This is a genomic window from Georgenia sp. Z1344, assembly GCF_049856295.1.
Taxonomy (GTDB): Bacteria; Actinomycetota; Actinomycetes; order Actinomycetales; family Actinomycetaceae; genus JB111.
The window spans coordinates 271,254-296,571 of the sequence record NZ_JBNDMZ010000001.1 but is presented as its reverse complement, the minus strand read 5'-3'; the positions used below and the strand labels follow the sequence as shown (position 1 = coordinate 296,571).

General features: G+C 72.3%; 26 protein-coding genes. 15 read left to right on the top strand and 11 right to left on the bottom strand.

Going from position 1 to position 25,318, the window contains the following annotated elements; translation table 11 throughout:
• Positions 1–78 precede the first annotated feature (78 nt).
• The 4 genes from ACPYO6_RS01395 to ACPYO6_RS01380 are packed head-to-tail and all read left to right on the top strand — an operon-like array spanning position 79 to position 2,593.
• Entirely contained in the window at positions 79–456 is a 378-nt protein-coding gene (locus ACPYO6_RS01395; RefSeq protein ID WP_425713092.1) for an SseB family protein, read from the top strand.
• Positions 449–730, top strand: a complete 282-nt coding sequence (locus ACPYO6_RS01390) for a hypothetical protein (RefSeq protein WP_425713091.1) — start codon at positions 449–451, stop codon at positions 728–730. Before ACPYO6_RS01395 ends, ACPYO6_RS01390 begins: the two co-directional genes overlap by 8 nt.
• Positions 730–1,749, top strand: a complete 1,020-nt coding sequence (locus tag ACPYO6_RS01385) for a hypothetical protein (protein ID WP_425713090.1) — start codon at positions 730–732, stop codon at positions 1,747–1,749. Before ACPYO6_RS01390 ends, ACPYO6_RS01385 begins: the two co-directional genes overlap by 1 nt.
• A gap of 4 nt (positions 1,750–1,753) precedes the next feature.
• Positions 1,754–2,593, top strand: coding sequence for a hypothetical protein (locus ACPYO6_RS01380; protein ID WP_425713089.1), 840 nt, complete (start codon positions 1,754–1,756; stop codon positions 2,591–2,593).
• Between the two features lie 33 nt (positions 2,594–2,626).
• Here ACPYO6_RS01380 and ACPYO6_RS01375 read toward each other — a convergent pair whose 3' ends face one another.
• The gene (locus ACPYO6_RS01375) at positions 2,627–3,127 is read right to left on the bottom strand and encodes a flavodoxin domain-containing protein (protein ID WP_425713088.1); all 501 of its coding nucleotides are present in this window, start codon (positions 3,125–3,127) and stop codon (positions 2,627–2,629) included.
• A 229-nt stretch (positions 3,128–3,356) separates the two neighbouring features.
• Between ACPYO6_RS01375 and ACPYO6_RS01370 the strand changes: the two genes are divergently transcribed.
• The 3 genes from ACPYO6_RS01370 to ACPYO6_RS01360 are packed head-to-tail and all read left to right on the top strand — an operon-like array spanning position 3,357 to position 5,060.
• Positions 3,357–3,746 (top strand): hypothetical protein, encoded by a 390-nt coding sequence (locus ACPYO6_RS01370; protein WP_425713087.1) that lies wholly within the window; start codon positions 3,357–3,359, stop codon positions 3,744–3,746.
• On the top strand, positions 3,743–4,018 hold the full coding sequence (locus ACPYO6_RS01365) for a hypothetical protein (protein WP_425713086.1): 276 nt from the start codon (positions 3,743–3,745) through the stop codon (positions 4,016–4,018). The genes ACPYO6_RS01370 and ACPYO6_RS01365 overlap by 4 nt, the downstream gene beginning before the upstream one ends.
• Before the next feature lies 1 nt (position 4,019).
• Positions 4,020–5,060, top strand: a complete 1,041-nt coding sequence (locus ACPYO6_RS01360; RefSeq protein ID WP_425713085.1) for a hypothetical protein — start codon at positions 4,020–4,022, stop codon at positions 5,058–5,060.
• A gap of 89 nt (positions 5,061–5,149) precedes the next feature.
• On the opposite strand, the gene ACPYO6_RS01355 is transcribed toward ACPYO6_RS01360, so the two are convergent.
• The gene (locus ACPYO6_RS01355; protein ID WP_425713084.1) at positions 5,150–7,954 is read right to left on the bottom strand and encodes a phenylalanine--tRNA ligase subunit beta; all 2,805 of its coding nucleotides are present in this window, start codon (positions 7,952–7,954) and stop codon (positions 5,150–5,152) included.
• Position 7,955: 1 nt separating this feature from the next.
• A complete protein-coding gene (gene pheS, locus ACPYO6_RS01350) occupies positions 7,956–9,050 on the bottom strand; it encodes a phenylalanine--tRNA ligase subunit alpha (RefSeq protein WP_425713083.1) in 1,095 nt (364 codons plus the stop codon).
• A 111-nt stretch (positions 9,051–9,161) separates the two neighbouring features.
• On the opposite strand from pheS, the gene ACPYO6_RS01345 reads away from it, so the two are divergent.
• Positions 9,162–10,547 carry an NAD(P)/FAD-dependent oxidoreductase gene (locus ACPYO6_RS01345; protein WP_425713082.1) on the top strand — a complete coding sequence of 462 codons (1,386 nt, stop codon included), beginning with the start codon at positions 9,162–9,164 and terminating at the stop codon, positions 10,545–10,547.
• Between the two features lie 240 nt (positions 10,548–10,787).
• On the opposite strand, the gene ACPYO6_RS01340 is transcribed toward ACPYO6_RS01345, so the two are convergent.
• Positions 10,788–11,303: an aminoacyl-tRNA deacylase gene (locus tag ACPYO6_RS01340; RefSeq protein ID WP_425713081.1), complete on the bottom strand. Its 516-nt coding sequence runs from the start codon at positions 11,301–11,303 to the stop codon at positions 10,788–10,790.
• A 239-nt stretch (positions 11,304–11,542) separates the two neighbouring features.
• On the opposite strand from ACPYO6_RS01340, the gene ACPYO6_RS01335 reads away from it, so the two are divergent.
• From ACPYO6_RS01335 to ACPYO6_RS01305, 7 genes are all read left to right on the top strand, one after another.
• Complete coding sequence (locus tag ACPYO6_RS01335; protein WP_425713080.1) at positions 11,543–12,271, top strand: DUF6318 family protein; 729 nt, start codon at positions 11,543–11,545, stop codon at positions 12,269–12,271.
• The gene (locus tag ACPYO6_RS01330) at positions 12,268–13,215 is read left to right on the top strand and encodes a hypothetical protein (RefSeq protein WP_425713079.1); all 948 of its coding nucleotides are present in this window, start codon (positions 12,268–12,270) and stop codon (positions 13,213–13,215) included. Before ACPYO6_RS01335 ends, ACPYO6_RS01330 begins: the two co-directional genes overlap by 4 nt.
• A gap of 179 nt (positions 13,216–13,394) precedes the next feature.
• On the top strand, positions 13,395–13,817 hold the full coding sequence (locus ACPYO6_RS01325; RefSeq protein ID WP_425713078.1) for a CBS domain-containing protein: 423 nt from the start codon (positions 13,395–13,397) through the stop codon (positions 13,815–13,817).
• On the top strand, positions 13,810–14,382 hold the full coding sequence (locus ACPYO6_RS01320; RefSeq protein ID WP_425713077.1) for an SRPBCC domain-containing protein: 573 nt from the start codon (positions 13,810–13,812) through the stop codon (positions 14,380–14,382). The genes ACPYO6_RS01325 and ACPYO6_RS01320 overlap by 8 nt, the downstream gene beginning before the upstream one ends.
• A 361-nt stretch (positions 14,383–14,743) precedes the next feature.
• The gene (locus ACPYO6_RS01315) at positions 14,744–16,633 is read left to right on the top strand and encodes a DUF222 domain-containing protein (protein WP_425713076.1); all 1,890 of its coding nucleotides are present in this window, start codon (positions 14,744–14,746) and stop codon (positions 16,631–16,633) included.
• Positions 16,634–16,640: 7 nt separating this feature from the next.
• On the top strand, positions 16,641–18,353 hold the full coding sequence (locus tag ACPYO6_RS01310) for an ABC-F family ATP-binding cassette domain-containing protein (RefSeq protein WP_425713075.1): 1,713 nt from the start codon (positions 16,641–16,643) through the stop codon (positions 18,351–18,353).
• A 413-nt stretch (positions 18,354–18,766) separates the two neighbouring features.
• Complete coding sequence (locus tag ACPYO6_RS01305) at positions 18,767–19,486, top strand: DUF488 family protein (RefSeq protein ID WP_425713074.1); 720 nt, start codon at positions 18,767–18,769, stop codon at positions 19,484–19,486.
• 120 nt (positions 19,487–19,606) lie between these two features.
• On the opposite strand, the gene ACPYO6_RS01300 is transcribed toward ACPYO6_RS01305, so the two are convergent.
• The 7 genes from ACPYO6_RS01300 to hisH form a co-directional block, all read right to left on the bottom strand.
• Positions 19,607–20,596: a TrmH family RNA methyltransferase gene (locus ACPYO6_RS01300; RefSeq protein WP_425713193.1), complete on the bottom strand. Its 990-nt coding sequence runs from the start codon at positions 20,594–20,596 to the stop codon at positions 19,607–19,609.
• A gap of 46 nt (positions 20,597–20,642) precedes the next feature.
• Positions 20,643–21,023, bottom strand: a complete 381-nt coding sequence (gene rplT / locus ACPYO6_RS01295; RefSeq protein WP_425713073.1) for a 50S ribosomal protein L20 — start codon at positions 21,021–21,023, stop codon at positions 20,643–20,645.
• Positions 21,024–21,053: 30 nt separating this feature from the next.
• Positions 21,054–21,248 (bottom strand): 50S ribosomal protein L35, encoded by a 195-nt coding sequence (rpmI, locus tag ACPYO6_RS01290; protein ID WP_425708670.1) that lies wholly within the window; start codon positions 21,246–21,248, stop codon positions 21,054–21,056.
• Between the two features lie 76 nt (positions 21,249–21,324).
• The gene (gene infC / locus ACPYO6_RS01285; protein ID WP_425713072.1) at positions 21,325–22,542 is read right to left on the bottom strand and encodes a translation initiation factor IF-3; all 1,218 of its coding nucleotides are present in this window, start codon (positions 22,540–22,542) and stop codon (positions 21,325–21,327) included.
• A gap of 367 nt (positions 22,543–22,909) precedes the next feature.
• Positions 22,910–23,725 (bottom strand): SseB family protein, encoded by an 816-nt coding sequence (locus ACPYO6_RS01280; protein ID WP_425713071.1) that lies wholly within the window; start codon positions 23,723–23,725, stop codon positions 22,910–22,912.
• Entirely contained in the window at positions 23,722–24,588 is an 867-nt protein-coding gene (gene priA, locus ACPYO6_RS01275) for a bifunctional 1-(5-phosphoribosyl)-5-((5-phosphoribosylamino)methylideneamino)imidazole-4-carboxamide isomerase/phosphoribosylanthranilate isomerase PriA (RefSeq protein WP_425713070.1), read from the bottom strand. Before priA ends, ACPYO6_RS01280 begins: the two co-directional genes overlap by 4 nt.
• On the bottom strand, positions 24,585–25,265 hold the full coding sequence (gene hisH / locus ACPYO6_RS01270) for an imidazole glycerol phosphate synthase subunit HisH (RefSeq protein WP_425713192.1): 681 nt from the start codon (positions 25,263–25,265) through the stop codon (positions 24,585–24,587). Before hisH ends, priA begins: the two co-directional genes overlap by 4 nt.
• Between the last annotated feature and the right edge of the window lie 53 nt (positions 25,266–25,318).

Genomic DNA, 25,318 nt, shown 5'->3' with positions numbered 1-25,318 from the left:
GCCGCGAGCTGGCGGCCACTACCCTCCGTCGACATCGCAGCAACCGGACAGAGACGTCGACGAGGACGGGGACCGATCATGCGCCACGAGTACGACGGGCATCCCGTCGAGCCAGCATCCACGGACACGGCGTCGACACCCGGCCGTCGAGGCCTGCCCGTGATGGGCGCTGCCACTCTCCCACCCGTCGTCTACGTCCCGGTGGTCGAGCGCGAGGAAGGGCTTCGGGTGCTGCTGCTCGAGGACGACGAGGGACGCATCGGTGTCCCCGCCTACACCGCCCTCGACCGGTTCATCCTCGCTCTCGGCGAGGAGGAGGGGTGGGCCGTCCGGTGGCGTGAGGACATCGCGTGGCTCATCGACGAGGGACACGCGGACCACGTCGTCGTCGACCCGGGCGTGCCTCGGAGTGCCGCCACGCGCGGTGAGGGCCGAGAAGGAGGCCCACGTGAGTGACGATCTCGAGGTAGACGAGGCCGCGATCAAGAACTACGAGCGCTGGCACGCCACAACCGTGGATCGGCACAACGAGGTCCCCCTGCCGCCGGAGGGCGACTGGGGCTGGGTGATGGGAGAGCTGACGACGATCGCGGCTCGCGGAGCATCGTTGAACGCGGCTGCCATCACCGCCAACGGCGGCCTCGCCCACGCGCTCGACCAGGCCTGGGAACGATTTCGGCACGAGGACGACGAGGCCGCAGCGCTGTTCAACCAGCTCGGGGAGCCGTGATGGGTATCGACACCAGGGTGAAGGGCACCCCGGCAGACGTATACGCGCTCGCCGACTGGCTGAAGGCCCTCGATGACGTCTTCTTCGAGACTGCCCGCACGGGATGGGCGGTCATCGGTGGCGGCACCGAGAGCACTGCCCCCACAAGGTTCAGAGGAGACGCCGGGCAGGCGTACTTCGTCGTGGCGGAGCGCCTCGGCGAGTCGCAGCAGGTCGTACAATCGATGCTCTCCGCCTGCGAGTCCAAGGTCCGCACCTACGGCATCAAGCTGACCATGCTGGAGGAGAAGTTCGAGGCCTGCCGTCGTGATGCGCGCGAGGGCGGCCTCGTCGTCAACGGAGCCACCATCGAGGCTCCACCCGCCGCCCGCGAGGTGCCCGGGGTCTCCGTGTCCGGCGAACGCGGCCTCGCCGAGTACCGGAACGATATGGCGCACCGCCGGGCCGAGCTCGAGAAGATCGCGCTCTACAACCGTCTCCGGGAACACGTCCACCGCGAGACCGCCGAGCTGGTCCGATGGACGGTCGACGAGCTGGCGCCCACGGTCCAGTCGGCGCGCGAACGGCAGGCGATCGAGGACCTGGGCGCCACTGTCATCGGACTCGGTGTCGAAGAGGCCACCGGCGCGATGGCGAATCGATGGGAACGGGTGGCTCGGGAGTTCGAGGCGGCCGCGGAGCAGCCCGAACCGCGGCGGATGCACGACCCCGATCTCGAGCGCTGGCGTGCTCTCCAGGAGGAGTACCGGAGCGGCAATCGCATCGCCGTCCCCGGCGCGCGTGTCCTTCGCACCCTGTCACGGGTCATCGGCCCGGTCATGGTCGCGGCCGACGTCATTCACGGCGACGAGGACTCCACCGCGCTCGCCGACATCTTTCCGGGCGGCGGGTGGCTCTACGAGCAGGTCGTGCCCGAGCACGCACGCGCGGTGGCGGACGACCGCATCGACACCGTCTTCGATCATCTCGACCAGCTGACCAACAAGGGACGCTGGGCCACCGACGCGCCATTACCCTGAGGCGGTGGACGAGCAGCGGACGTACCGGCGCACCTCCGAGACCGCTCCCCGTCCGCCCGAGTGGGACCGCCCGGTCACCCGCTTCTGGCTGGAGGCACTGCTGGGGGTTCTCGCCGTCGGGCTCGCGTACGCCGCTGTGACGATGCCGGGCAGCGGCTCGCTGCTCGGCACGATCGGAGTCTTCCTCCTCCCCCTCTCCGCCCTCCTCGGCCTCGCGGCGCTCGTCGGACCACGCGCCCGACGCCGACCGGGCACCCTGGTCGCGGCACGCTCGCCCGGGGGGTTCCTCCGGCTGGAGGCGGACCCGTCCGTCGCTCGCCTCGCGTTCGCGGCCTTCCTCGCGGCGGGGCTCACGGGGCCGTTCCTCGCCGTCGACGTCCTTCTTCAGGGCGCGAACCCGGTGCTGCCCCCGCCGTGGCTGACGATGCCGATGTTCGTCGCCACGCTCGTCGGCCTGCCGATGGCGTGGGAGCTCGGCCGCGGCCGCCTGCGCGCCGCCGAGATGACGCTGATGCCGGAGACGTTCGCCGTCGACGCCGTGATGACGACGCGCACCGTCATGTGGTCGCGGATCCGCTCGATCGAGCCGGTCCCCGGCCGCGGCGCGCGCGTCACGGTCTCGAGCTCGGCCCCCATCGACCGGAAGCGCCGGGGCAGCACGGGACGCGGGCGGGCCACGACCGTCGTCGAGGACCCCCAGCTGACCGAGACGTTCTCGCTGGCCGCCTACCCCGGCGACCCCGCCGTCCTGCTGTCGATCCTGCACGCGCTCGCGGACTCCCCCGACGCCGCCACCCGCCTCCTCGCCGAGTCCGACCCGGCGGGGACCGCCGTCGACCTGTGACGAACGGCGAACCGGCTCCGCGCGTCTCCGCCCCTACGCCTCCGCGTGCTCCGCGAGCTGGGCGCTGATCTCGCCGGCGAACTCCTCGATCGCCGCCCAGTCCCGGAAGTCGCCCTCCATGCCGCCGGCCATGCGGATGACGCTGCGCTCGCGCAGGCCGAGCAGGCTCGGGTCGAGGCGGCCGCGGAACGTGCGGTAGTCGATGGGGTCGAGCGCGGTGATGAACCGGGCGGCCCGCATCGGGTCCTGCACCTCACCGTGCGGCACCCCGGCGAGCCCCACGGAGAACACCCACACCGGCAGGGCGCGCAGCACCTCGGCGCGCTCGGAGACGAACGTCCGCATCGCCTCCATCCACTGGGTCATGTAGACGGCCGACCCGACGACGACGGCGTCCACGCCGTCCAGGGATACCGCGGACGACGGCGACACCCGCCGCGACAGGTGGCCGGCCGCGCGGAGCACCTCGACGATGCGGTCGCCCACCTCGTCGGTGGCGCCGTGCTTCGAGCTGGTGACGACGAGGATCTTCATGACAGCACGATGCCTGACGCTCCCGCTCGACCACCAGGGACCATCGTCCTTCGGTGAGGTCGGGGGCGACGAAGGGCTGATGGCCGCACAGGACGTCGACCGACGTCGTCGGACGTGCCCCATCTCTCACGGGCACCCCTGACCAGGGCGAACTCCCCGCCGATCTCCCCGCCAGCCCACATGCGTACGCATACGCTGGTCGAGTCACCCACGAACGAGAAGGACCCCCGTGAGAATCCCCGTGATGGGCTCCGCCCCGCTCCCCCCGATCGTCTACGTGCCCGTGGTCGCGCAACCGGGCGAGAACGACCCCCGCTATGTCCTCCTCGAGCTCGAGGGCGGTCAGGTGGGGGTTCCCATCTATACGGCGCTGGACCGGCTCCAGTCGGTCTTCGGCCTCGAGCACGGCTGGCGCGTCACCCCGCTCCCGGTCATCGAGGACCTCATCGCCCGCGGCCACGCAACGGTCGCCGCGATCGACCACGGCGCACCGAACCCGGCGCCCGGCCCCGACCTGGAGGCGCTGCGACGCGCGCCCGAGGGTGACGGAGAGACACTCGGCGGGATGCGTCTGCGCCCCGTCGACCGCTACGACGTGCTCGGGAGGCAGACGCGATGACCGACGAGATCGAGATCGACGAGACCACGATGACGACGCTCAAGGATCGTCACGTGGGCATCGTCGACGACCACGCGGCGATCGAGGACCCGGTCGAGGGCGACTTCGGCTGGGGTGCGGAGCACGTGTCGGGCATCGTCGCCCGCACGTCCGACTGGCTGGGCAGGTCGACGTCGCACAACGGCAAGGTCGCGCTGCTGCTGCAGGACGTCTGGGACCGGTTCCAGAACGACGACGACGGCGCCGCGGCGCTGTTCGACCAGGCGATCTGACATGGCCGACGCGATCAACACCGAGGTCCCGGGCGACCCCGACCAGGTCCTCGACGTCGCCGACTGGCTCCGCAAGGCCTACCAGTCCTTGGAGCAGGCCTTCGTCGATCTCGACCTCAACGTCACCCGCGCCTACGAGAGCTTCCACGGCGATGCCGGCGCCGCCTACGCCTTGTACGCCGAGGCCCTGCGGGAGGTGATCACCGAGTCCTACAACCGCACCAACGAGGCCGAGACCGAGGTCCGCGTCTACAACACCAAGATGCGCCTCATCCAGGGGACGATGGAGACCTACCGGGGCTACGCGTCGACGATCGGGCTCGAGGTGGCGGGCTTCCTCATCCACCCGCCGCCCGCGCCACGAGCGGTCCCCGCCTGGAACCCGCTCGACCCGACGTACACGCTGGCCGAGTACGGCGTCCAGATGGGGGCCCGTGCGGCCGAGGAGTTCAAGGTCGGCGAGTACGACCGGCTGGCCGAGGCGGTCGACGGCGAGATGGTCGAGTACCTCGACTTCATCGACTACCAGCTCGCCCCGGTCCTCACCGAGATGAACGAGGCGACCGGTCTGGACGAGCTCGTCGAGGTCGAGCGGCTGGGCAACAGCAAGGCCTCAGACGCGCTCGCGGACTACGTCGACCAGCAGGTCGAGCGGCACGGACGGCACGCGGCGGACTGGGAGGACAAGGCCAAGACCGCTCGTCACCGGACGCACGACCTCGGCCTCGAGCGGTGGGACCGCGCGCGTTACGACGCCGACGAGGTCGAGGCCCAGGGGCACGACCGCGAGGCCGAGGACGCGCGGAACAAGCAGCGCGGGTGGGGCAAGGTGGGGAAGGCCGTGCCGGTCCTCGGCATCCCCCTCACGGCGATCGACCTGGCGTCCACCGAGGAGGACTCGACCGTGCTCGTCGAGTCGCTCCCGTGGGTGGGGCCGATCCTCGGGCCCGCCTACGAGGCGTGGGTACCGGAGCACTGGCAGGCCCGCGCGGACGACCTCGTCGACAACGTGACGGACCCGATCTTCCGGCTCTTCACCTGACGGGTCAGGGACTCACCAACCGCAATCTCGACGACGACGAACCGCAGTCTCGACGAAAGGGCGGAGGTGCGGGGCGTCGGCCGGGGTCGTCAGGCGCGGAGGGTCGCCCCGAAGCGCTCGCCCACCCCGGCGACGATCCGCTCGCGCACGCCCGCGATGTCCTCGGCCGTGAGTGTGCGGTCCGGCGCGCGCAGCCGCACGGCCACCGCGTAGCTCACGCGCCCCTCGCCCACCTGGTCGCCCGCGTACACGTCGAAGAGGCGGACCTCCTCGGCGAGCTCGCCGGCGGCCGCGCCCACGGCGGACACGACGTCGGCGGCCGGAACCTCCGAGTCGACGACGAACGCAAAGTCCTCCTTCGCCGACGGGAACGTCGACACCGCGCGCACCTGCACGGGCTCGGTCGGGGCGGCCGTGAGCAGGTCGAGGTCGAGCTCGAACGCGGCCGTGCGGGCGGGCAGGCCGAACGCCGCGACGACGTCCGGGTGCAGCTCGCCGGCGTGCCCGAGCACGGCGTCCTCACCGTCCGCGACGCCCACGCCCACGACGCGCGCGCTGCGGCCCGGGTGGAACGGGGCGATCGCCTCCGCCTCGACCCGCACCTCGACGCCGACGACCGCGGCGGCGGTGCGAGCGAGCTCGATCGCGTCGGCCCAGTCGGCGGAGCGCCCGGGGGTGAGCGGACCGGCGGGCACCTGGACGCCGCCGAGCACGCCGGCCACGTGGCGCGGCTGGGCAGGGACGGCGACGGCCAGGGCGGACAGCTCGGCGTCGGACGGGCGCTGCGCGGCGCTCGGGGTGATCGCCGCCACGACGCCCGCGGGCCGCGTGACGACCCCGGTCTCGAGCAGGGCGAGCGCCCCGGAGGCGCGCGAGACGTTCCGGCGGGCCGCCTCGAGCAGCGTGTCGAGGATCGACGTGCGCAGCGCACCGGAGTCGTCGGCGAGCGGGTTGCTCAGGCGGACGACGGCGCGCCGTTCGTCGTCGGGCGCGTACCCGAGGCGGTCGTGGACGTCGCCGATGAACGGGTAGGTGAGCACCTCGGTGAGGCCGGCCTCGGCGAGGGTGCGCGAGACGTCCCGACGCCGCACCTGCGCCCGGGTGAGTCCGCCGCCCTGCGGGGAGGACGGCAGGATCGACGGGATCGCGTCGTAGCCGTCGAGGCGGGCGATCTCCTCGACGAGGTGGGCGGGGCCGACGAGGTCGGGGCGCCACGACGGCGGCGTCACGTCAAGCGTGCCGGACCGCCCGGCGCCGGCCGCGCCGTCTGCACCAACCGCAGTCTCGACGGAATCGGTCATGCCGTCTGCACCAACCGCAGTCTCGGCGGATTCGGCCGGGCCGCCCGCGCCCTGAACCGCACTCTCGGCAGATGTGTCGCCGACCGTGCAGCCGATCGCGGTGAGCAGCTCGACGACGCGCTCACGTGAGTAGTCGACACCCACGAGCCGGCGGGCCTCGGCGGGGTCGAACGCGATCGCGCCGGGCAGGGCGGGCTCGCCGACGTCGCCGACCATCACCTCGTCCGCCGTGCCGCCGCCGAGCTCGACGAGCAGGTCGACGACGCGCTGCGCGGCCACCGGCGCGAGCAGCGGGTCGACGCCTCGCTCGAACCGCTTGGCGGCCTCGGACGGGAGTCGGTGGCGGCGCGCGGTGCGGGCCACGGAGATCTGGTCGAAGTGGGCGGCCTCGACGAGCACGTCGGTCGTCGACGCGGACACCTCGGTCGACTGCCCGCCCATGACGCCGGCGAGGCCGAGCACCCGGGAGCCACGGCCACCGGTCTCCCCGGCCGCGTCACCGTCACCGGCCGGCGCACTCGCACTCGGCCCACTCGCACCCGCCTCGCCCGCGCCCACCGGCGAGTCCGTGATGAGCAGGTCCTCGGGGTGGAGCGTTCGTTCGACGTCGTCGAGGGTGGTGAGACGCTCCCCCGACCGGGCGCGACGCACGACGATCGGGGCCGCCACCCGCGCGAGGTCGTAGGCGTGGATCGGCTGGCCGAGGTCGAGCATGACGTAGTTGGTGACGTCGACGGTCAGCGAGATCGGGCGCATCCCGGCCGCGCGGAGGCGGGCGGCGAGCCACGGCGGGGTGGGGCGCGCGGGGTCGATGCCGCGGACCACGCGGGTGACGAACCGGTCGGCGCCGGGCACGCCGTGGATGGGGTTCTCGTCGACGATCTCGACCCCGAAGGCACCGGGCGTGGCCGCGGGGATCGCGCCGCCGGGCAGGTTCTCGGGCAGGCCGGGGTCGGTGAAGGCCGCGCCCGTCGAGTGGTGGTACTCGCGGGCGACGCCGCGCATCGAGAAGCAGTACCCGCGGTCCGGGGTCACGTTGATCTCGAGGATCTCCTCGCCGAGGCCGAGGACGCCGGTGAGGTCGGAGCCGAGCTCGAGGGCGCCGGCCGCGTCGGCGCCGAGCAGGTCGGACAGGTCGATGATCCCGTCGTGCTCGTCGGACAGGCCGAGCTCGGCGGCGGAGCAGATCATGCCGTCGGAGGTGTGGCCGTAGGTCGTTCGCGGCGAGATCCGGAAGTCGCCCGGCAGGACGGCGCCCGGGAGCGCGACGACGACGAGCTGGCCGGCGTAGACGTTCGGCGCGCCGCAGACGATGCCGCGGGACGGGACGTCGGCGGGCTCGGCGCCGGTGCCGGGGGCGTCGTTGAGCTCGCCCACGTCCACGCGGCAGTAGCCGATCGTCTTGCCGTTGCCGTGCGTCTCCTCCTCGCGGGAGAGCACGCGCCCGACGACGAGGGGACCCGTCACCGGCGCCGGCGCGATCCCCTCCTCCTCCAGTCCGACGCGGACGAGGTCCTCGGCGAGGCGCTCGGCGGTGGTGCCGGCGGGGACGACCGTGTGCTCGGCGAGCCAGGTGATCGGGACGTACGGCATGTCAGTTGCCCCTTCCGGTGGTGCCGAACTGCTGGGTGAAGCGGACGTCGCCCTCGACGATGTCGTGCATGTCCGCGATGCCGTGGCGCAGCATGAGCGCGCGCTCGACGCCGACGCCGAACGCGAAGCCCGTGTAGCGGTCCGGGTCGATGCCGACCGCGCGGAGCACGGCGGGGTTGACCATCCCGCAGCCGCCCCACTCGATCCAGCCGGCGCCGCCCTTCTTCTGCGGGAACCACAGGTCCATCTCGGCGCTGGGCTCAGTGAACGGGAAGAAGCTCGGGCGCAGGCGCGTGCGGGCCTCGGGGCCGAACATCGCGCGGGCGAAGTGGTCGAGCGTGCCCTTGAGGTGCGCCATCGTCAGGCCCTCGTCGACGGCGAGGCCCTCGACCTGGTGGAACACCGGGGTGTGCGTGGCGTCGAGGGCGTCGGTGCGGAAGACCTTGCCGGGGCAGGCGATGTAGATCGGGGGCTCGCCGTCGAGGAGCTCGCGGGCCTGGACCGGCGAGGTGTGGGTGCGCATGACGAGGCCCTCGGCGGCGCCCTCGATCGCGGCGCCGGACGGGTCGGTGACCTCGCCGACGTAGAACGTGTCCTGCATCTGCCGCGCCGGGTGGTCGACCCCGAAGTTGAGGGCGTCGAAGTTGAACCACTCGTGCTCGAGCTCGGGGCCCTCGGCGATCCGCCAGCCGAGCGAGGAGAAGTGGTCGGAGACGTCGTCGATGAGCCCGGTCAGCGGGTGGCGGGCGCCGGTCGCGCGCGGGCGCCGGACGGTGACGTCGACGGTCTCCTCGCGCAGGACGCGCTCGGCCTCGGCGGCCTTGAGCTCGGCCTCGCGGGCGGCGAGCGCCTGCTGGATGCGGCCCTTGGCCTGGCCAAGAATCTTGCCGGCGGCCGGCTTGTCCGCCTTGTCGAGGTGGCGGATCTGCTGGTTGGCGCCCGAGATCGGCGAGGCGTCCCCGACGTGCGCGAGTCGCGCCGCCTTGAGGTCCTCGAGCGACGTGGCCGCCGCGAACGCCTCGGTCGCGGCGGTGACGGCGGCGGAGACGCCGGCCTCGTCGAGCGGGCTCAGGGGCTGCGGGTCGTCGGTGGGCACGGTGCCCGATCCTACCGAGGTCGGCGTCGCGCCCCGCCCCCGTCCGCCGAGACTGCGGTTGGTGGCCATTCCCACTCGCCGTGATCGCCACGGCAGTTCTACGGTTGAGACATGACCGATTCGACCGAGTCCGACGTCCCTGGCCTCAAGCGGCTCGAGCCCAGCCCCAACCGCCGTGGCGTGCGCGAGCACGTCGTCATCGTCGGCGGCGGCTTCGGCGGACTCGCCGCCGCCCGCGCGCTCAAGAACGCGGAGGTCGACGTCACGCTCGTCGACAAGAACCTCTACAACACGTTCCAGCCGCTGCTCTACCAGGTGGCCACGGCGACGCTGAACCCCGGCGACATCTCCTACTTCCTCCGCTCGGCGCGCGGGAAGCAGAAGAACCTGCGCGTCGTGCGCGGGGAGATCACGGGGGTCGACGCCGACGCGCACCGCGTGCAGCTCGCCGACGGTCGGCGGATGCGCTACGACCGGCTGGTCCTCGCCGTCGGCGTGACCGCGAACTTCTTCGGCACGCCCGGCGCCGACGAGCTCGCCTACCCCCTCTACACGCGCAGCCAGGCGATCCGCCTGCGTGACACCCTCTTCGCGCGCCTCGAGGCCGCCGCTCAGCACCCGGACCCGGGCGACGTGCGCGTCGTCGTCGTCGGAGGTGGCGCGACCGGCGTCGAGACGGCCGGCGCGCTCGCGGAGCTGCGCAACAAGGACTTCCCCATCGCCTACCCGGACATCGACAAGTCGCGGATGCACGTGACGCTGGTCGACATGGCGCCGAACCTGCTCATGCCGTTCTCCGAGCACAGCCAGCGGTACACCGCGGAGGCCCTGCGCGAGCGCGGCGTGGACCTGCGGCTCGGCAGCGGCGTCAAGGAGGTGCGGTCGGACGGCGTCGAGCTCGCCGACGGCACCTTCCTGCCGGCGATGGTCGTCATCTGGGCGGGCGGTGTGACGGCCTACAAGCAGGTCGGCGACTGGGGCCTGCCGCAGGGCAAGGGCGGCCGGTTCGAGACGGACGAGTACCTCAAGGTCGTCGGCGTCGAGGACATCTACGCCGTGGGCGACGCCGCCGTGAGCCCGGCCGGCCTCCCCCAGCTCGCGCAGCCCGCGATCCAGGGCGGCGAGTACGTGGGCGCCGTCATCGCCGAGGAGACCGGTGCCGCGCGCGACCACCGTCCCGCGCGCCGGGCGCTGCCCTTCCAGTACGACGACCAGGGGATCCTCGCGACGATCGGCCGCAGCTCCGCGGTCGCCGAGGTACGCGGCCTGCCCAACCTCACCGGGTTCCCCGCGTGGACGATCTGGACGGGCGTGCACCTCATCTCGCTGCTCGGCCAGCGCAACCGCGTGGCCACGATGGTCAACCTCGGCTCGCGCTACCTCACGTGGCGCGGCGGGCACAACATCATCGTCGGCGACGCGCCGCCCGAGGCCCGCTTCCCCCGCACGCACGTGTCCGGCGGGAAGCCCGAGGTCAAGGCGGCTCCCGGGAAGTAGGCCATTGCCGGAAGGTGCCGGCGGGACGTGGCGGGGCGGAAGAACCGCGCACGACGACGAACGACGCGGTGGCGTGGCCGCGCGGTGTCACGTGCGGTCGTGGCGGCGCGGGGTCACGTGCGGTCGCGCCGTCGCGCGGGTGACAGCAGGACGAGGGGCCGGCAGGGAGACTGCCGGCCCCTCGTCGCGTCCGCCGTTCGTCGTCGTGCGGGGTGATCGTGTGGCACCCCGGCGCCACCGCTACTCCGAGATGTCGGCGAGGGTGGCGCCCACGGCGGAGACGACGTCGTCGGCCTGCGCAGTGATCCCGACCCCGGGCGCTCCCCCGCCGATCGAGATCCGGCGGCCGGCGACGGACTCGTCGACGTAGACGGGCCAGGCGGTGGTCGAGCCGAAGGGCGTGATGGTGCCGCGCTCGTAGCCGGTGACCTCGCGGGCGCGGTCGGCGTCGGGCATGGAGAGGCGGGAGACGCCGAGGAGCGCGCGGAGCTTGGGCCACGAGATCTGGCGGTCGCCGGGGACGAGGGCGAAGACGTAGTGCTCGTCGTCGATGCGGACGACCATCGACTTCACGAGGTCGCGGGGCTCGACGCCGCGCGCGGCCGCCGCCTCCTCGAGCGACGAGACCCGGCCGTGACGCGTGACCTCGTGCGCGATGCCTGAGGCGCGGACGGCCTCGATCGCGGGGGTGGTGGGGTGGTCGGCGTCGCGGGTGTTGGGGGTGCCGGGCGTGGTCTCCGCGTGCTCGTCGGTCATGGGGCGAGCGTACGGGCCCGGCAGTCCATGCCCCCTCCGGGCCCCGCGGTCCGGGCCCCCTCCGGGCCCAGCAGTCCATGCCCACTCGCCGATCGGCCGCTCACGCGAGTCCACATTGCGCCGTGCTGTCCATCTATCCACAGATTTCGTGAAGTCAGGTGGGTGTGGGGCGTTGACCCGCTAGCGTCTCGGACATGACGCGATCAGGGGGGCGTCGCGCAGCGGCGTGGTCGACGGGGGTGCTCATCGCAGCACTCGGGCTCGCCGCGTGCGGCGACGGGGACGACGACGAGAGCAGCACCGGGCCCGGGACAGGTGGTGACGGGCCCACGAGCGAGCCGACGTCGGAGAGCGGGACGTCCGAGACGGGCTCCGAGGGCGGGTCGGAGACCGGGTCGGACGGCGGGTCGAACGGCGGCGAGTCCCCGACCGAGGCGCCGAGCGGTGGCGAGGAGTCGCCGTCGGAGGTCTCGACCGACGACATCGACTTCACCGAGTGGGAGCTCGAGCGGCGCGGCCGGCCCGCTCCCGAGCAGCCGCCCGAGATGAGTGAAGACGGCGAAGCAGGGGCAGTCGCGACGGCGGAGTACGTGGTTGAACTACTCGACTACGCGTCCGTCACCGGCAATGTCGCTGAGCTCGAGGAGATTGCATCTCCAGATTGCGGCACCTGCCGTGATGCCACTGACCAGATTCGCACGAATGTCCGGGAAGGCATCTACATCGATAGCGAGTCGTTTGTTCTGTACGACTCACTTGCGGGCCAATCTGAAACCGATCCATCAACCTGGAGTGTGGCAGTCCAAGGGCTCCATGAAGCGGGAACCGAGGCCGACCATCATGGCGAACTCATCGGCGAGTTCGCAGCACAATCCGTGACCTACTTCGTGGACACATCGTGGGACGGTAACCGGTGGACCGTTTCCGGCCTCAGCACCTGGTATGGCGATGAGGAAGCAAACCAATGAGATCTGGAATCACTAGGGCGATCATCGCCATCGCGATACTGAGCCTGGTGCCATTTGCTGTTCCTCACCACGCATTCGCCAACCCCTGCGCAGGAGTCGGCGCAGGCAGTTCCTCCAACGCCAGAGTGGACGTTGGCAACACCGAAGTCGGGTCAAACATCACGGGCACTGGCACGTGCACCGATATAGATCCGAACGCCAACCCACTCATCGACGATCACCGGCCCGCGCCTACCCCGACAGGCACACGGGCCGACAACCCCATTCTCGGTATCGACGCCGGGGCCAACACCGGCACCTGGCGCGCACTCATCCACGGCCCCCGCCTGGACTGCACCTCGGAATACCGCCGACAAGGCGCCGCCGAGATCATTCTCGACGACAACCTCTTCTGCAACCGCGGCAGACCCCAACCCACCACGCCCACCGCCACGCCAGCTACTCCCGGGGCTCCCCCACCGCCGGTCCAGGCCGCAGCACCCGTCGTCATCACCGTCAGCTACCAGGAAGCCGTCGACCTGCTGGTCGAACCCGGCGAAGCGATGATGGACGGCCGGTGGCAGCTCGCCCAGATGCCCGTCCTGCTCTGGACCACCGCCCGCGAACACATCGCCACCACCGAGATCCTCGGCACCCAGGTCTTCGTCCGCTTCACCCCCACAGAACACACCTGGGACCCCAACGACGGCACCGAACCCTTCACCACCACCGGCCCCGGCGCCCCCTACCCGAACCACACCATCTCCCACCCCTACACCCAGGGCTACGACGCCATCCACGTCACCCTCACCACCGAATGGACCGCCGAGTTCCTCGTCCAGGGCGAGACCGACTGGCAACCCATCCCCGGCACCATCCCCATCACCACCCGCACCGACCCCTTCGAGGTCCGCACCCGAGAAGTCCGCCTCGTCCCCGAATGCGCCATCCACAACCACTGCTGACTCACCCACCCAGCAGCACTCTCGACGACGACGAACCACAACCCCGACGGATGACGGCGCACTGAACCGCACTCTCGACCACGAACACGGCGCCCAACCACAACCCCGACGACGCCCCCTCAGCACGCCCCAACAAGCTCACCCGTGACCCACGCCATATCGAGGACTAGCATCGCGACATGCGTATCGACGAGGTGGTCCGCCGCAAGGGACACGAGGTCGTCACCATCCGCTCCGACGCCACCGTCGGGGAGCTCCTCGACCTGCTCGAGCAGCACCGCATCGGCGCGGTCGTCGTCTCGGACTCCGACGGCCACGTCGACGGGATCGTCGCCGAGCGCGACCTCCTGCCCCTGGTCCGGGAGGACGGCGCCACCTCGCGGCTCGTCAGCGACATCATGGTCCGCGAGGTCGTCACATGCGGACCCAAGGACGAGCTCGAATCCCTCGCCCGGACGATGACGGAGCACCGCGTGCGACACCTGCCCGTCGTCGACGAGGAGAAGATGGTGGCCATCGTGTCCATCGGGGACGTCGTCAAGAACCGCCTCGACGAGCTTCAGGCCGAACGCGACCACCTCGAGGGATACGTGCATGGCTGACGGCACGACCGACGGCGGAGCCCTCCAGCGCGCTGTCGTCGACCAGCTCAACCGCTACGAGTTCTACGCCTCACTCACGCAGGACCCGTCCGGGACCCGGTGGCTCGACACGGGCTGGGACGTCGACGGCGGCGCCGACGAGGCCTGGCGCTGGTTCGTCGAGCCCGCGCTGCTCGCACGCTGGTCGCCGATGGTGCCCGACCGCGTGCTCGACTTTCCGGGCCCCGCAACCGTGCGCGAGAACCCGGGCGACGATCCCGTCGACGCCGAGGTCCTCGTGGTCGATCCGAGCCGCAGGCTGATCGAGCTGCGCTGGGGCCCGTCGACGGTGCGTTGGTGGGTCCGGCACATCACGGACACGGAGTCGAACATCGAGCTCCGGCAGTCTGTCGCCGACCCGCAGGAGGCCGCGATGATGGCGGCCGGCTGGGCGATCTGCCTCAGCACGCTCTCCGCACTTCTTTCGGGGCACGACGTCGATCGCGTCGTCGGTGCGGACGCCCTCGGCTACGGCTGGGAGTCGATCCGGGATACGTACAGCAGGAACTTCAACGCCGACCGCTGAGGTCGCGGTGCCGCGGCCCACCCGCACGACCAGCGCGGAGGCACTCCGGGGCCCACCCGCGCGCCCCGAGCGGTTGCCTTCCACCTCCCCCGCACAGCCCGCGCGGACGCCTTCCCGAACCACCCACGCGCCCACGCGGGCCCTCCTCACGATCCACCCACGCGCCCACGCGGGCTCTCCTCCCGATCCACTCGCGCGACCCGCGTGGGCTCTCCGCACTCAACTGCCGTCGAACGGATTGCCGGCTCACACCCCTTGCACTCGAACACCTGTTCGAGTAGAGTGGTCTCATCAGGTCGAGGAGGTGACTGCGATGGTGCTCTCTGCACTCGGTGCACGGGAATTCGATGCCCGTACCCTCATGGCCAATCTCGACGACTGGTGGGAGCGCCAGCCGTCCCGGGACTGGGCGGCCGAGGACCCGATGTCCGCGGACAACCTCGAGGCGCAGCCTCTCAGCGATGTCGACCTCGACGAGTGGTTCACCTCTGAGCTTGGCCTGGACGGCGAGCACGAGTACGCGGAGCTGCACCCGCACTTCCCCTGCTACGACGAGATGGTCGACTCCGCTGAACCCCACTTCTGGTGGCCCGGGGCGGACAGTGCGAGCGAATCGGCTGGTCCGAAGGGTGCGAACGGCTCGGGCGACGACGCCGAGTACCGGGACCCGGTCGAGTCGCTGCGGGCGGTCGTCGCGGAGTTCGACCGAGCCGTCGAGACGAACTGGCATGCGCAGACCGGATCGACCGTGCACGAGGCTCACCGGCTGATCGAGATGGCGGAGCGCCAGATCGCCTCCGCCAAGGCCGGCGTCCTCACCGCGGCCGAGGCGAACGGACTGTGGGCGATCGAGGGATGGCGCACCTTCAAGGCCTTCGTACGGCACACCACGGGAACGACGTCGGGTGCCGCCGGGAGACAGGTCACTCGTTCGCGAGCGCTGCGTGAGCACCTGCCGCACACCCATACGGCGCTCGGCAAGGGCCTCATCGGCATCGAGCACGTCAACATCCTCGTCCGCGAGGCCCTGCGGACCTCGAACCTCAAGAAGCAGCTCCTGGACGAGGAGCTCGGCGAGGAGTTCCTCGTCGCGCAGGCGCAGTTGATGACCGCCGACGAGTTCAGCAAGGTCGTGCGGACGTGGGCCATGATGGCCGACCCCGAGGCAGCCGACGAGGCGTGGCGCGAGGCGGAGACCAAGGAGGAGCTGACGATCGCTCCCACCCTCGACGGCTACCACGTTGCCGGGTGGCTCGACGAGCTGTCGGGCCGCGTCGTCCACGAGGCACTGGACGCCCACATGGGGACGAAGAGTGCCGAGGACACCCGCACGCCGGCACAGCGCCGGGCCGCCGCCCTCGTCTCCCTCGCGCACCAGTCCCTCGACGTCGGGCTGCAGGGCGCCCACGCCCGGGTCCGGCCGCACGTGACCGTCACCGTCGAGATCGAGACGCTGCGTGCTCTCGCGGCAGCGACCGGCTCGGTGGTGCCACCGGTCGACGAGGCATCTGCGGACGACAGGCCGATCGACGGTCCGGACGTCGGATCGAGCGCGTTCTTCCCGCCCCACTCCGATCTCGCAGCGCTGCGTCGGCTCGGAGGCCCGCGCGAGGCAGGTACCGACGAGCCGCTGTTCGAGCTCTCCGATGACGCCCGGGAGTGGCTGCAGGCCTGGAGCCCGGGCGACGCCCACGTGATCTCGACCGCGATCGACCCCCGTGCGATGGCCGGGGTCGCTCCGGCCACGCTCGAGGACGGCACCCCGATCCCGCCGGCGCTGCTGTCCCGGCTCACCTGCGAGAGCTCGCTGTCCCGGGTGATCTTCGGGCCCGACTCGACGGTGCTCGACGTCGGCCGGGAACAACGGATCTTCCCCGCCCACATGGTGCGGGCCATCCATGCCCGCGACCGACATTGTCAGTTCCCGGGCTGCGACGAACCACCGGGCTTCGGGGAGATCCACCACTCGCTCCAATGGGCCCGGGACAACGGCCCCACGAGCGTCGAGCACGGAATCCTCCTGTGCTGGCACCACCATGACTGGGTGCATGCGAACACCGTCTCCATCGTGCGCGACGACGGCGAGTGGCGCTTCTACGACCGCAACGGTCGACTGCTCAAGGCGCAGAGGACCGTCTCGAGCCTCGCGAGCGGGTTCAGCGACGCCGGCGAGCGTGAGAACGACTACGGCAGCCGTGCCAGCGGCGGCACCGGCAATCCCCTCGCGCCGACCGAGCAGCCTGGCCGATGATCGACGCATGGCCCACCTGGACGTCTCCGGCATCACGTACGCGCTCCCGGACGGGCGGCCGCTGCTCGACGAGGTGAGCTTCGGCGTCGGGGACGGTGCGCGGGTCGCTCTCGTCGGGCCGAACGGCACCGGCAAGACCACCCTCGTCCGACTCATCACCGGCGACCTCGACATGCAGGACGGCGCGATCACGCGGCAGGGAGCCATCGCGCACATGAGCCAGCTCGTCGGCCGGACCGGCGGGGAGGCGACCGTCCGGGACCTGCTGCTCGGCGTGGCACCGGAACGGATCCGACAGGCCTCCGAGGCACTTGATGCCGCCGAGCTCGCCGTCATGGAGGTCGACGACGAACCCGCCCAGATGGCGTATGCCCAGGCACTGTCCGACTGGGGCGACGCCGGCGGCTACGAGTTCGAGACCACCGTCTGGGACGCCGTGTGCACCGACGCCCTCGGGCTCCCGTTCGAGCGCGCCCGCTGGCGTGACGCCTCGACCCTCTCCGGCGGCGAGCAGAAGCGACTGGTCCTCGAGGCGATGCTGGCCGGCCCGGCCGACATCCTCGTCCTCGACGAGCCGGACAACTTCCTCGACGTCCCCGCCAAGATCTGGCTCGAGGAGCGCCTGCGCGCGTCGTCGAAGTCGGTCCTCCTCGTCAGCCACGACCGTGAGCTGCTCTCGGCGACCACCACCGCCGTCGTCACGCTGGAGCCGGGCGCCGCCGGGGCGGTCGCGTGGACACACCCGGCGTCGTTCGCCACCTGGCACGACGCGCGTGAGGCACGGAACGCCGACCTCGCCGAGCAGCTCAAGCGGTGGGAGGAGGAACGGCTCAAGCTCAAGCGACTCGTCCAGATGTACAAGCAGAAGGCGGCATACAACTCGGACATGTCGTCCCGTTACTCGGCCGCCGTCACGCGCCTCGAGCGGTTCGAGAAGGCCGGCCCACCGGAGAAGGTCTCGATCGAGCAGGACGTGCGGATGCGACTCGTCGGCGGGCGCACGGCCAAGCGCGCGATCGTCGCCGAGGGCCTCACCTTGCTCGATCCCGGAGACGCCACCGGCGGTCGCCGACTGATGGACCCCTTCGACGCCGAGATCTGGTTCGGGGAGCGCGTGGCCGTCCTCGGTTCGAACGGGTCGGGGAAGTCGCACCTGCTCCGCCTCCTCGCCGGCGGCGGGACCACCCCGGAGAAGGAGCACCTACCCGTCGGGGACACCGTGGTGCCGTCGGTCCCCCACACGGGCGTCGCACGGCTGGGCTCGCGTGTCCGACCGGGCTGGTTCGCCCAGACGCACGAGCAGCCGGCACTGCACGGCCGCACACTCGTTGAGATCCTCCACCGTGGCGACGAGCACCGGGTCGGGCGCCCGCGAGACCTCGCCGCCCGCGCACTCGACCGATACGGCCTCGCCAGGTCGGCCGAGCAGACCTTCGACTCGTTGTCCGGCGGACAGCAGGCGCGCTTCCAGATCCTCCTGCTCGAGCTGTCCGGCGCAACGCTCCTCCTGCTCGACGAGCCGACCGACAACCTCGACCTCCACTCCGCCGAGGCGCTGCAGGAGGCGCTCGCCGCGTTCGAGGGCACCGTCGTGGCGGTCACCCACGACCGGTGGTTCGCCCGGAGCTTCGACCGGTTCCTCGTGCTCGGATCGGACGGCACGGTGCGGGAGACCTCCGAGCCCGTGTGGGACGAGGCACGCGTGGCGCGGCAGCGATGAGCCCGGGTCGACTGCTCGACGTCGGGCGCTTGACTGCCCCCGCGCTGCGACGCGTCAGAAGCTGCCTCGTCACCTTCAACGATCGCCACCCGCGGAGCCACAACGACCACTTCCACCCGTGGATCGTGCGCCGCATCCCCCGCACCCCCGCGCGGGCACTCGGCGTCGGGTGCGGCCGGGGGTGCCTCGTCGTGGAGCTCGCGGCGCGCGTCGGCACGTCGCGAGGCATCGTCGCCCGAGCACCTGGTGAAGGACCCGACGATGTCCTTCGACGAGCTGCACGCCGTCGTCGACCGGGCGATGCCGGGGGCGCGCGCATGCGGCGCCGGATCGGGTTCCGCCACACCGTCGAACGGGAGCGGGGCGCCTGACTCGACGGGCGCCCGCACCACCACCGTGCCTACGCTGACAGGATGACCACGGTGCTGACCGTCGGGCACGGCCGCCAGGAGGCCGAGGAGCTGCTCGAGCTGTTGAACGGCGCCGGCGTCGCACGCCTCATCGACATACGCTCGTTTCCCGGTAGCCGTCGCAACCCGCAGTTCGGTCAGGGCGAGATGGAGCGATGGGTGCCGAACGGCGGGATCGAGTACCGGTGGGCGAAGCCTCTTGGCGGGCGGCGACGCCCGGTGCCGGGCAGCCGGCACGTGGCGCTGCGGCACGAGTCGTTCCGCGCCTACGCGGACCACATGGAGACTCCGGAGTTCCTCGACGTCGTCGACGAGCTCCTCACGATCGCCGACGAGGCCACTGTCGCCGTCATGTGCAGCGAGTCCGTCTGGTGGCGCTGCCATCGCCGTCTGCTCGCCGACCACCTCGTGCTCGTGCGCGGGGTCGAGGTCACTCACCTCATGCCGGGCGGGCGGCGCGCCGAGCACCGACCGACCGAGGGGGTCCGGGTCGAGCTGGACGCGGTGGACGCGGGTGACCGCACCCTGGGCGGAGTCCCACGCCCTGACGCCACGGGCGAGTTCGACGACGTCGGCGCACCCGAGGGGGCGACGCACACCGACCAGCCCCGCACGGGCCGTGCATGCAAGGACCGGACGCACACACGTCGGACGCACACATGTCGGACGCGCCCGGGCCGGCATCTCGTCTACGACGTCGGAGTCACGCCCCCGCTCGTATGACCTGCCGGCTCAGACCACGTGCCCTCTTAGACCCCGTGTCCTCAGACCACGTGCCCTCTTAGACCCCGTGCCGTCAGACCCCGTGCCCGCATACCACGTGCCCTCTTAGACCCCGCGCCCTCAGACCTCGCGGCGCTGGGCCCGGGCGCTGGCGTAGAGGCACAGCGCGGCGGCGGTGGCGAGATTGAGCGACTCGGCGGCGCCGTGGACGGGCACGCGCACGACCGCGTCCGCGAGCGAACGCTGAGCCGCCGTCAGACCGTGCGCCTCGTTGCCGACGAGCCAGACGGTCGGTGCTGCCAGGTCAGGGGCGAGCAGGTCGGTCGCTGCGAGCTCGCCCTCGACCGAGAGCTGCAGCCCGTGCGCCTGGGCCAGCGCGCGGTCGGCGAGCTCGTCGAGATCCCAGTCGCCGGCGCCGTCGGCGGCGAGGACCTGCATCCCCGCGGCGCGCAGCTCGGACACGGCGGCCTCGACCTCCACCCCGCCGACGACGGGCAGGTGGAACAGCGAGCCGGCCGTCGCGCGGACGACCTTGGGATTGGTGACCTCGACGCTGCCCGTGCCCATGAGCACGGCGTCGGCCCCTGCGGCGTCGGCGGAGCGGATGACCGTCCCGGCGTTTCCGGGGTCGCCGGCGGCGACGAGAAGGGCGACCAATCTCGGACCGGACGCGACCACGGAGGCGAGGTCCGGCGTCGGGGAGGGGGTGTCGTCGTGACCGGCACTCCCGACCGAGGAGGCCTCGTGACCGGAGTCTCCACCGCCCCGGCGGGCAGCCCCGGCGGCCGCCCCGGCACCGGCACGACGCCCGGTGCGCTCGATGTTCGCCACCGCGAGCACGCCCTGCGCGTCCGGGCTCATCGCGCGCACGACCTCGGCGGTCGCCTCGTGCAGGTAGACCCCGGCCTCGAGCGCGGCCTCGACGACGTCGTGATGCTGAAGCGCGGCGTCCTCGGCGACGTAGACGTCCCGGACCCGCTCGGGCGCGAAGCGCATGAGCTCGCGCACGGCCTGCGGTCCCTCGACGAGGAACTGGCCGTGCCTGGAACGCGCCGAGCGCCCGGACAGCGCCGCCACCCTCCGCACCCGCTCGGAGCGGGGGTTGGTCAGCGGTGCGTCCGGGCGCTCGGAGCGACCCGCACGGTCCGGGGCCAGGTCAGGCCGCCGGCGCGTTGACGTCGGTCGGCAGGGCCTTCTTCGCCACCTCGACGAGGGCCGAGAAGGCGGCCGGGTCGGAGACCGCGAGCTCGGCGAGCATGCGGCGGTCGACCTCGACCTCGGCGGCCTTGAGGCCCTGGATGAACCGGTTGTAGGTCAGGCCGTCGGCGCGGACCGCGGCGTTGATGCGCTGGATCCACAGACGACGGAAGTCGCCCTTGCGAGCCTTGCGGTCGCGGAAGGCGTAGGTCTCCGAGTGGAGGACCTGCTCCTTCGCCTTGCGGTAGAGACGCGAGCGCTGCCCGCGGTAGCCCGACGCCTTCTCGAGCGTCGAACGGCGCTTCTTGTGGGCGTTGACCGCCCTCTTCACACGTGCCATGTCAGGTGCTCCTCAACCTCTGCTCAGGCCTTACAGGCCGAGCATCTTCTTGACGTTCTTGGCGTCGCCGCCGGTGATCTCGCCGTCGTTGGACAGACGACGGACCTGCCGGCGCGACCGCTCGGCGAACTTGTGCACCTTGCGCGTGCGCTCGTGCATGATCTTCCCGGAGCCGGTGACCCGGAACCGCTTCTTGGCACCGGAGTGCGTCTTGTTCTTCGGCATGCTTCCCTCTCGGTCGCGCCCTCGCGCGACGTCTGCGTTCGTGACCTGTCGGCCGTCGGACGTTCCTTGCTGGCCGCTAGGCCGAGGCCTTGGGGGCTCCCGGCTTGGGGGCGGCGGGCCGGGGCGTCGCCGACGGCTTCGGCGCTCCCGGCTTCGGTGCAGCAGCCGGCTTGGCGGCGGTGGCCGGCGTGGCTGCAGGCTTGGGTGCCGACGGCGTGGCGCCGCCGGAGGATGTGGTCGACCGCGCCGGCGACGGCGTGCCCGAGGCGGCCGGACGCGCCGACCCCGCGGACGAGCCGGAGCCGGAGCCCGAGCCCGACGGCCGGGGCGAACCGGAGCCCGACGACGCCGGACGCGGCGCACCCGAGCCCGACGGACGCGGCGAACCGCTCCCCGACGACGCGGGCCGCGGGGCCCCCGAGCCGGACGACGCCGGACGGGCGGACCCGGACGACGCCGGACGCGGCGCACCCGAGCTCGACGGACGCGACGCACCCGAGGACGCGGGACGCGACGGGCCGGACGACGCCGGACGACCAGAGCTCGCGGGCCGCGACGACCCCGAGGACGGACGCGAGGGGCCCGACGACGAGCCCGACGTGCGCGGGGCGCCGGAGGACGCGGGGCGCGCCGGGGCGGACGTGCGCTCCGACGGCGGCGCCTTGGCGAAGACGGGCGCCTCGATGACGGGCGCGTCGGGCGCGGCGACGGGCGCCTGGGCCGCGGGCTTCGCGGCGTCGGCCTGCTTCTTCTCGTCCTTGTGCTCCTCGGAGGACGCCTTGCGGGCCTCCTTCTCGGCGGCACGCTTCTTCAGCTGCTCGGTGTGCGCCTCGGACTTCTTCTTGTACGGCCCGATGACCATGGTCATGTTGCGGCCGTCCTGGCGCGGCGCGGACTCGACGGACCCCAGGTCCGCGACGTCGTCCGCGAGGCGCTGCAGCAGACGGATACCCATCTCCGGGCGCGACTGCTCGCGGCCGCGGAACATGATCATGACCTTGACCTTGTCGCCGCCCTCGAGGAACCGCACGACGTGACCCTTCTTGGTCTCGTAGTCGTGCGCGTCGATCTTCAGGCGGAAGCGGATCTCCTTGAGCATCGTGTTCGCCTGCTTGCGGCGGGCGTCACGGGCCTTCACGTCCGACTCGTACTTGAACTTGCCGTAGTCCATGAGCTTCGCGACCGGCGGTCGCGCGTCGGGGGCCACCTCGACGAGGTCGAGGTCCGCCTCCTGGGCAAGCCGAAGGGCGTCCTCCACGCGGACGACGCCGACCTGCTCTCCGCCAGGGCCCACGAGTCGAACCTCGGGGACGCGGATACGGTCGTTGATACGGGTCTCGCTGATGCTGAGCTCCTTGCTCCGTCGGGAATATCGCCGACCGACCGCCGGGAGCCATGACAAAGGCCTCCGACGCAAGAGCGCGGAGGCCTGGGCGTACGCCGGAGCGCACATGGACGAGACGGTCCGCCTCGCCCGACCAGATACCCGGTGCCCCAGGGGCGCCAAGGTGGGATCTCTCCGCTTGCTCGCCGGTCACGCGGACGCGACCGGCCGGTCAGCCATCCATGTTACCAGGCGGCGGCGTCGGCTCCCAGAGGTCACGCACGTGCCGTGCGTCTCGGCGGGGACACATGCCCGACGACGACGAACCGCGCCCTTGTCAGCCGGTCTGATCGTCCGCGACGAGCGCCGGGTACAGCTCGAGGGAGTCGACCCGGTGGCGCAGCTCCTCGAGCTCGCCGAGGCGCTCCGAGACGCGCGCGAGCTCGGCCTCGAGGCCCGCCCGGTCGAACCCCGGCCGCACCGCGAGGACCACCCGCAGCTCGGCGCGCACGCCGGCCTCGAGCCGGACCCCGAGGATGTTCGACGACCCGCGCAGGGCGGAGGTCACCGCCGTCGGGAGGTCCTCGTCCTCCCACGGCGGCACCCACTCCTCCCCCGCCGCGACGGCTCCGACCGCCGGCCGGCCCACGAGCACCGGCCGCTCCGAGCCGGGGTCGACGACGAGGATCTGGTCCTCGGTCTGCGTGGCCGACGCGGCGGCGCGCGTGCCCTCGACCGGCACCGGCCGGGCGCTCGGGTCCCAGGCCCGCATGGCGTCGTAGCTCGAGAAGGCCGGCAGGGCGGCTCGCCCGTCCGGCGTGGCCACGGTGACGGAGGCGGCGGAGGCCACGGCGTCGGCCTGGGCGTCGCCGGAGATCTGCTTCTCGTGCCGCGCGACCTCTCCGTCCTCGGTGCCGGGGTGCGAGTGTGCGACGACGGGCACGAGGACGCGGCCGGTGCGCAGCTCGGCGACGACGTCGAGCAGGCGCCGCGCCGGGTCCGTCTGCGCGAGGGCGGCGGCCATCGACTCGGTGACCGAGCCGTCGTCGCCGGCGAACGGGTTGGCCTTGAGCATCCGCCCGGCCCACGGCTGGCCGGCGGAGTCGGAGAGCTCGGAGGGCCGGCGGCCGGAGCCGGGGACGAGCTCGCTCATGCGCGTCCCGCCACGTCGAGCGCCTCGGGCAGCGTGAACGCGCCGGCGTACAGGGCCTTGCCGACGATCGCCCCCTCGATCCCGGCCGGGACGAGCTCGCGCAGGGCGGCGAGGTCGGCGAGGCTCGAGATCCCGCCGGAGGCGACGACGGGCGCGGACGTCCGCGCGGCGACCTCGGCGAGCAGCTCGAGGTTGGGGCCCTGCAGGGTGCCGTCCTTCGTCACGTCGGTGAGCACGTAGCGCGCGCAGCCGTCGGCCTCGAGGCGGGCCAAAACGTCCCACAGGTCGCCGCCGTCCTCGGTCCAGCCGCGCGCGGCGAGCGTGGTGCCACGGACGTCGAGCCCGACGGCGATCCGGTCCCCGTGCTCCGCAATCACCCTGCTCGTCCACTCCGGCTGCTCGAGCGCGGCGGTGCCGAGGTTGACGCGGGTCGCGCCCGCGTCGAGGGCGCGGGCGAGCGAGGCGTCGTCGCGGATGCCGCCCGAGAGCTCGACCGAGATGCCGAGCTCGCCGGCGATGCGGGCGAGCAGCTCGTGGTTGGAGCCGCGGCCGAAGGCGGCGTCGAGGTCGACGAGGTGGATCCACGTGGCGCCGTCGGCGGCGAAGCGGGCGGCGACCTCGGCGGGCTCGCCGTACTCGGTCTCCGAGCCGGCCTCGCCCTGGACGAGGCGGACGGCGCGGCCGTCGACGACGTCGACGGCGGGCAGCAGGACGAGCGGGGGTGCGTCGCCACCGCTGGCGGCGGCGGTGGGGGCTGCGGCGGCGGTGGGGGCTGCGGCGGCTGGGACCGAGGCATCCCCGGGGGCAGCAGCGGTCGGAGCGTCGTGGGCTGCGGCGGCGGCAGTCGGGTCGGGCGCGGTCATGCGGATCCTCCGAGATCGGCCACCCAGGTGCGCAGGAGGTGCGCGCCGGCGTCGCCGGACTTCTCGGGGTGGAACTGGGTGGCGGTGAGCGGCCCGTTCTCGACGGCGGCCACGAAGGGGGCGCCGTGCTCGGACCAGGTGACCTGGGGCGGGGTGGTGCGGCCGTCGGTGAACTCGGCGGCCGGATCGGTCAGCACCCCGTAGGAGTGGACGAAGTAGAAGCGCTCGTGCTCGACGCCGGCGAACAGGCGGCTGCCGGCGGGCGGCGTGACGGTCGCCCAGCCCATGTGCGGCACGACCTCGGCGGGCAGGCGGGTGACCTCGCCGGGCCACTGGCCCAGGCCGTCGGCGCGGACGCCGTGCTCGGTGCCCGAGTCGAACAGGACCTGGAGCCCGACGCAGATGCCGAGGACCGGGCGCCCGCCCGCGAGGCGGCGGTCGATGAGCCGCGGCGCGTCGACGGCGCGGAGCTGCTCCATGACCGCGGCGAACGCACCGACGCCGGGGACGACGACGCCGTCCGCCGCCTCGACCAGGGCGGGCTCGGCGGTGAGGGTGACGTCCGCGCCGGCGCGCTCGAGCGCGCGCACGGCGGAGCGCACGTTCCCGGAGCCGTAGTCGAGGACGACGACGCTCGGGCGGCGTGTCGCGTCGGCGGGCAGCGAGCCGGCGCGCACCGAGTCGGTGCTCGCAGGGTCGGTGCGCGGCACGTCGGTGTGCGGCGCGTCCG

Coding starts and splice junctions, on each gene's coding strand:
- ACPYO6_RS01315 (WP_425713076.1), top strand. CDS start 14,744: ATGGCCAATCTCGACGACTGGTGGGAGCGCCAGCCGTCCCGGGACTGG.
- rplT (WP_425713073.1), bottom strand. CDS start 21,023: ATGGCACGTGTGAAGAGGGCGGTCAACGCCCACAAGAAGCGCCGTTCG.
- ACPYO6_RS01345 (WP_425713082.1), top strand. CDS start 9,162: ATGACCGATTCGACCGAGTCCGACGTCCCTGGCCTCAAGCGGCTCGAG.
- ACPYO6_RS01355 (WP_425713084.1), bottom strand. CDS start 7,954: ATGCCGTACGTCCCGATCACCTGGCTCGCCGAGCACACGGTCGTCCCC.
- ACPYO6_RS01340 (WP_425713081.1), bottom strand. CDS start 11,303: ATGACCGACGAGCACGCGGAGACCACGCCCGGCACCCCCAACACCCGC.
- ACPYO6_RS01385 (WP_425713090.1), top strand. CDS start 730: ATGGGTATCGACACCAGGGTGAAGGGCACCCCGGCAGACGTATACGCG.
- ACPYO6_RS01320 (WP_425713077.1), top strand. CDS start 13,810: ATGGCTGACGGCACGACCGACGGCGGAGCCCTCCAGCGCGCTGTCGTC.
- priA (WP_425713070.1), bottom strand. CDS start 24,588: ATGACCGCGCCCGACCCGACTGCCGCCGCCGCAGCCCACGACGCTCCG.
- ACPYO6_RS01330 (WP_425713079.1), top strand. CDS start 12,268: ATGAGATCTGGAATCACTAGGGCGATCATCGCCATCGCGATACTGAGC.
- rpmI (WP_425708670.1), bottom strand. CDS start 21,248: ATGCCGAAGAACAAGACGCACTCCGGTGCCAAGAAGCGGTTCCGGGTC.
- ACPYO6_RS01395 (WP_425713092.1), top strand. CDS start 79: ATGCGCCACGAGTACGACGGGCATCCCGTCGAGCCAGCATCCACGGAC.
- ACPYO6_RS01365 (WP_425713086.1), top strand. CDS start 3,743: ATGACCGACGAGATCGAGATCGACGAGACCACGATGACGACGCTCAAG.
- ACPYO6_RS01280 (WP_425713071.1), bottom strand. CDS start 23,725: ATGAGCGAGCTCGTCCCCGGCTCCGGCCGCCGGCCCTCCGAGCTCTCC.
- ACPYO6_RS01375 (WP_425713088.1), bottom strand. CDS start 3,127: ATGAAGATCCTCGTCGTCACCAGCTCGAAGCACGGCGCCACCGACGAG.
- ACPYO6_RS01360 (WP_425713085.1), top strand. CDS start 4,020: ATGGCCGACGCGATCAACACCGAGGTCCCGGGCGACCCCGACCAGGTC.
- ACPYO6_RS01310 (WP_425713075.1), top strand. CDS start 16,641: ATGGCCCACCTGGACGTCTCCGGCATCACGTACGCGCTCCCGGACGGG.
- ACPYO6_RS01305 (WP_425713074.1), top strand. CDS start 18,767: ATGACCACGGTGCTGACCGTCGGGCACGGCCGCCAGGAGGCCGAGGAG.
- ACPYO6_RS01325 (WP_425713078.1), top strand. CDS start 13,395: ATGCGTATCGACGAGGTGGTCCGCCGCAAGGGACACGAGGTCGTCACC.